Source organism: Okeania sp. SIO2F4, assembly GCF_010672385.1.
Lineage (GTDB): Bacteria > Cyanobacteriota > Cyanobacteriia > Cyanobacteriales > Microcoleaceae > Trichodesmium.
In genome coordinates this window covers 1-6,058 of the sequence record NZ_JAAHGT010000595.1, presented here as the reverse complement: position 1 = coordinate 6,058, position 6,058 = coordinate 1, and the positions used below count along the sequence as shown (strand labels likewise).

Sequence of the window (6,058 nt, the reverse complement as noted above, 5' to 3'; positions counted from 1 at the left end):
TAATCATAAATTCCAAACTAAAAATATATTTATCTCTATTGCGACATACGCAATAGTAGACTCAAACCTTTTAACAGACTAACTTTAAAGTCATTGGCAATAGCAATTTTTCCCTAAAGCGAGCGCTGCGACTCTTCTCAAAACTCTATCTAGACAAAAAAGCTGAATTAATCATAAATTCCAAACTAAAAATATATTTATCTCTATTGCGTATGTCGCATGGGGTAGACTCAAACCTTTTGAGACAGCAATAATTTAACTTCTGACTTATGACTTATGACTTCTGACTTCAGTAGTAGGCACAATTTCTGGCAAATATTCTGAAATTAAATAATGCCCCCCAACTTTAGAACCTGCAGTTTCCGGGTCTAATACTGGTAAAAAATTAATATTTCCTTCTTCCTCTGTTTGAGCATTAAACGAAGGCAACCAATTTAGTAAAGGTAATGGCAATAAAGTCGAAAAGTTAGTGATAATTACCAACAACCACAAATTATCAAAATTTGTCTCTGTAACTTTTAACCAGTGCATTAATAAAGCACCACCTTCATGGGAAATCAATCCAGCTAAATTATAAATAGACATTAATAAAGCAAATAAAGTTGCTTCTACTCCCGGTGGGCAAAGTCTAGCAGCCAAAACTAAGACTGGCATAAAAGCAATTTCTCCCATTACCGTCAGAACTAAACTATCTCCTAAACTAAACCAATGATCGTCAATGCCTAACGCTCTATTAGTATGAGTAACTAATAATAAAGTAGTCATTCCTAAAACAGCGGAAATAATTGTAGACCATCCGAAAATTTTCCGAAACGGAACAGATTTAAAAAAGCGTTGAAATAGCCAAACACCAAATAAAGCAGCAATACTTGTTACTAACCGTATCCTGCCTAAAAATTCTGGTTGAAATCCTAATTCATTTGTGGAAAAGAAAAAGAAAGCTGACTCAGAATTTGGGGTAGCTTGCCAAAGAAATAGAAAAGCAGTTGGTAATAGAATTGATTTTTTTGTAATTGCTTTTCTTACCTGTTTAATTTGCTGTTTTACGTTGTCAAAGTTAATCCCAATAGTAACTTTTTCTTCATCAATTAAGAAAGGTACGGCAGAAACAATTAAAGGAAAAGTAGCCGTAATTAAAAATACAGTTTGATTGCTGAAATGTTCTAGTAAATAACCACTAAAATAAGCAGTTATTAACCCTCCTAATGCTGCGGCAGACCAACATAAAGATTGTAGAGAACCTGTACTACTGACAGATTCTTTTTGTACTTTTTGTACAACTAAAGAGTCAACTATTACATCACTAATAGCTACTGATAAAGAACTCATAGCGATCGCTGCTGTAGCTGCTAGTGGGGTATATACCCACTTTGCCAATGCAACCCAAGAAAATGCTCCTAGTATTCCAGAGAAAATTATGTAAGGTCGTCGTCGATAGCCAAATATTGGCGCTCCGTCGGAAATGAAGCCAAAAACCGGTTTAATCATCCACGGTATGGCGACAATGCCCAATAATGCCGAAACTTCAGCCGGACTCATAGCCAATTCATCTTTGAGAAAGAAGCTCACAGCTAAACGCCCCAGTCCTAAAATTCCTTGAACAAAGTAAACAAGTAGTATGGCTATAAGTTCCGGTGTTGGCTCATTCCCAAAAAATACCTTTTGTTTGAGGGATTTTTTGAGCTTGATTATGCCTTCAGAAGATATGAACATAAGTGAAGGTTTATTAAGATTTTGTAAATAAAATTATCTTATCTTATCGTAAATACCACTTTTTGGCTAATATTTAAGTCGAAATTATAAAAATTTTTCTTAATTTATTTGCATTATTAGAGATTTTATGGTTTGCAACTATCTCTGGTCTGAATTTAGAATAGTAATATCATCAATACTAACCAAAGTTTTCATTAATTATTGTCAATAACTAGGTTTTTAGTTCCTTTTCAAAAAGATGGAAAATGGGGGTAGAAAGATAAAGATAGAAATGTGGTGATTCCCCCATAATTAGAAGCAGCAGATTAGTTTTCTTTAGGAAGAGCATAAATCTAGATTAATAATCAAATTGAATACATTGATTATTGTGGATTTTTTGTGATATTAATCAACCACAAACCCCAGAAAATAATGATGAAAAAATAACCGATAGTGCTGATTAATTAGTAAGATTTAAAGAAAATGAGAGACATGATTATAAAAACATAAAAAGATCAGTGATAATACCTTCTATTTCTCTAGTATTTTGGCATTTTTATGAAGGTATAGCACTTGTAAAACTAGATTTAAAGTAGGGTTATATAAACTCTAAAAGGAAAAGTTGTAATAGATTTTGTCTATGATTTTGCTGAGAGTTTTTATCAAGGAATAGCAGGAGTAATGCTAGAAAATATGGTTATATAAATTATCGCGGAGAGGAAATTATAACAAATTGGAATAATGAGTTGGAGAGGTTTAATGTAGAAGTTACATTTTTTAAATGGGGTAAAAAGAGAGGATATAGCGTTTCCCAAGCTCTCGGAGGTACAGTTGTTTTCTTCTTTATCTACTGCTACGGAACAAGAATTACTACTTCCCATTCCCTTTCCCCCATTCCCTTTCCCCAGTGCGCGTGTTCCCTAAAACCAAAGAATGCGCGTACCTCACGCTTTTTGGGAATTGCTATATATTAATAGAAATGGGGAAGTAGTGGCAGCACCTACTAATCAAGATTTACCAAAAAAAGAAATAACTATACTGAAATCAAAATTTGCTAAAGGAGAGTCTAGAAAAATCACAAAACAACAATTAGAAAATCCCAATCATTCAAAAGGTAGAAGAAAACGCAAAAGAACTAAGATAGAAATAAATGATAAATGACAAAAATATTCTCAAGATAAACCAAAGTTTTTACAGCAAAATTATAGTTTTGTTGATTTAGGCGATCGTATTTCTACTCCTAGAAACTTTAGAGATTGAATGTATCAGGAAATATAAACAGGATATAGGAAATAGGGAATAATACCAATTTAAAAAAAGAATGCTATACTTATGTGAAATTTCAACTATTAAGTAATTCACACAGAGAGAATAACTTTTTGGATTATTATTCCCTAGAAGCGTGTGAATTATTCACATTTTTACCGAATTATTAATTAATTATTAATAATTAATTAATTCTGGTTTAAAGCCTCCCCTTTTAAGGGGAAAAAAGCGGTCGGAAAGCGGAGCAGTCCGTTAGGATGGGATGGCGAGGTTTCCCGAAGAGTGCAGAGCCGCGTTTCATGTCGCGTTTGCGCAATTATTCCGTAGGAAAGCGAAACGCAATTCAAGTCGCTCCGCGTTTCATGTCGGCTCAAGCGCCGAAAACGCCATATCCAATCGACCAAGAGAAGAAATGATATTTCCCAATCTTCAATTCCCGAAAGGTTTTAACCTTCTTGTAATTATCAATTATCCATTATAAATTATCAATTAATGAATTCTCCCCCACTCCCCCAGTTAAGAAAGTATAGCAAACATCTATCAAATTGGTATAAGGAGGAAGAAATCAAGACAACTATTTATCACTTAAAAATCTAGGAATATATTTACCAATGGCGAACTTGATAATTGATAATGCCAATACCTAAAGGTTGAAAGCCTATATTTACCAATGGTGAACTTGATAATTGATAATTTCTAATTGATAATTAGAGATAGCTTTTATTAATCAATAATTGATAATTAGAGATGGTTTTCATTATCCATTATCCATTAAAAATATTTCCTTATATTCAATTCCGTTACAGTTTTAACTAGAGGTAATTATCCATTATTCATTATCAATTAATGAAGCTATACCTCCTACCTTAGAAATGAATTATGTTTCAAGCAACTCGTCGCCGTTTAGCAATTTGGTACACTACAGTCACAGCCATTTTATTAGTGATATTTACCACTGGGTTTTATATATATTTCCGTAGTACCCTAATCGAACGCATCGATGATACATTGCTTCATGTAGTAGAAATAGTAGAGCGATCGCTGGTCATCGAACCTACTTCCATATCTCCCAAAGAAAATAGTAAAAAACTAGGTATCAACCTTCAAGCTAGCTTTCGAGATAATGCCAAAACTGTAGAAGATGACCACATCGATCTTGAATGGTTTAGTCCCACAGGAGAATTACTTTGGTCAACCTTTTCTGAACCTCTAAATATTCCCATACATTCCAACCGTATTGGAGAAACAGTGCGAATAACTCCCCACTCTGGAAAAATTGAAACATTACAACCCATCACGGAGAATAGTTTACTGCTACGACAGGTGACAGACAGAGTAGAAGTAGGTCGTCAAGTCTTAGGATATTTGCGAGTTAGTCATCCTTGGTTTGAAGTAACAAAACCAATTCGTCAATTAATCCTAGACTTAAGTATCGGTATCTGTTTAGTCGTAATTTCTGTGGCAGGTATCGGTTGGTTGCTTTCCGGGTTAGCAATACAACCAGTACGAGAATCTTATCAACATTTGAAAAAGTTTACTGCTGATGCTTCCCACGAACTCCGAAACCCCATAGCAATGATTCAAACTAATGTCCAGGTAGCTTTGGCAGACCCTAAGTTAGCATCATCCGAACATCAACAACAACTACAAGTGATTGAACGTTTGACTCGTCGTTTGGGGCGCTTAGTAGATGATTTACTATTTTTGGCACGTCAAGATAGTAAAATAGTGCAGTCCGAGTTTTCACCAGTACCCTTGGATGCTTTGTTGATAGAAGTAGTAGAAGAACAACAGGCGATCGCCACTGCCCAAAGTATAAATCTAGAATTAAAAATTTCCTTACCTGATTTTATTGAAGAAAATTCTACATCCAACCAGAACTCTACATCGAACTATAAATATTACAAAAATCAAGACAACTCTCAAATTATCAAACATCCTGTATCTGAAGAAGATATTACACTTACAGGAGATTGGGAACAACTGGCCAGGTTATTTACAAATTTGATTAGTAATGGTATGCAGTATACCCCATCTGGTGGCCATCTCGTAGTAGAGTTGCAGCGCCTTCCAAAAGCTAAAAAGCAAATTTTGAGAACTCAGAAAAGGGAACTAGGCGATACCTCTGAGAATAGTGGAGTAATTTTTAGAGGTTGTCAAAATCTTAAAACTGATTGTCTCAAAGTAACAGTTAAGGATAATGGTATAGGCATTTCCAATGAAAATTTGTCTCGTTTATTCGATCGCTTTTATCGAGTAGACCCCGCTCGTTCCCATCGCGGTACAGTTGGGTCAGGTTTAGGGTTAGCGATCGCTCTAGCCATAGTTGAAAATCATCATGGTCAAATATCGATTGAAAGTAGTTCCCAAGTAGGTACTATGGCCACTGTTATTTTGCCTTTACATCAGAGTTAGGCCAACCTCATTTACCGAATAATTAATAATTAAATAAGTAGTAGACTGTGCAACATTTAACCTGCGCAAAGCTATGCACCTTGAATCTGTATAGCATCACCGATTAAAGTAATGGCAGATTAGCTGCAACCTACATTCCGCACTTCAAAACGTAGCATAAAAAATCAGGAGTCCTAACTCCGGACTCCGGAGTTAGGAGTTAGGAGTTAGGAGTCAAGAGTTAGGAGTCAGGAGTAAATAATTAAGCATAAATACTTAATATTTTTCTGATAATTTGACTCAACAGAAAGGTGAATAAATAGGAGCTATATAGTATAAATACTTAGCCAGTTACCGATTTTTATACTACTTTTAATGTTATAAGTTGACGTGGGGAATGTGAGCTGCAAAGCTCGGAACATAATATTACGAGCGCCGTTCCAATCCCGATGTGCGGTATAACCACACTCAGGACACTGAAACTTTTGATTTCCACCTAACTTATCGTGAATATCACCGCATTTAGGGCAAGTTTTAGACGTATAAGTCTTCTTAAAAAGAAGAAGTAATTATTAATTTTTAACTAGCTAGCTCGCTTTTAGCCCATACGCTAGCCTCCTGCGGAGGAACTGCGAAATTCAGCTTTTTGAGCGATCGTTTAAATCCCCGGTTTCTATAAACCGGAAGGTGCGCGGAGGGGTAACAT

The 6,058-nt window shown here is 35.2% G+C and carries 3 protein-coding genes and 2 pseudogenes; 3 read left to right on the top strand and 2 right to left on the bottom strand.

The genetic code is table 11. The features are described 5' to 3' along the window. Window positions 1-267: 267 nt before the first annotated feature. Complete coding sequence (locus F6K22_RS28340) at window positions 268-1,713, bottom strand: folate/biopterin family MFS transporter (protein WP_293105796.1); 1,446 nt, start codon at window positions 1,711-1,713, stop codon at window positions 268-270. A 603-nt stretch (window positions 1,714-2,316) separates the two neighbouring features. Here F6K22_RS28340 and F6K22_RS42545 point away from each other — a divergent pair. From F6K22_RS42545 to F6K22_RS28330, 3 genes and pseudogenes are all read left to right on the top strand, one after another. Further along, a pseudogene (locus tag F6K22_RS42545) lies at window positions 2,317-2,397 on the top strand (hypothetical protein); the annotation flags it as partial. Between the two features lie 228 nt (window positions 2,398-2,625). Further along, window positions 2,626-2,853: a hypothetical protein gene (locus F6K22_RS28335; RefSeq protein ID WP_293105793.1), complete on the top strand. Its 228-nt coding sequence runs from the start codon at window positions 2,626-2,628 to the stop codon at window positions 2,851-2,853. A gap of 984 nt (window positions 2,854-3,837) precedes the next feature. Continuing rightward, on the top strand, window positions 3,838-5,373 hold the full coding sequence (locus F6K22_RS28330; RefSeq protein WP_293105790.1) for a sensor histidine kinase: 1,536 nt from the start codon (window positions 3,838-3,840) through the stop codon (window positions 5,371-5,373). Window positions 5,374-5,678: 305 nt separating this feature from the next. Here the strand turns inward: F6K22_RS28330 and F6K22_RS28325 are convergent. Next, a pseudogene (locus F6K22_RS28325) lies at window positions 5,679-5,891 on the bottom strand (zinc ribbon domain-containing protein); the annotation flags it as partial. Window positions 5,892-6,058: the final 167 nt, after the last annotated feature.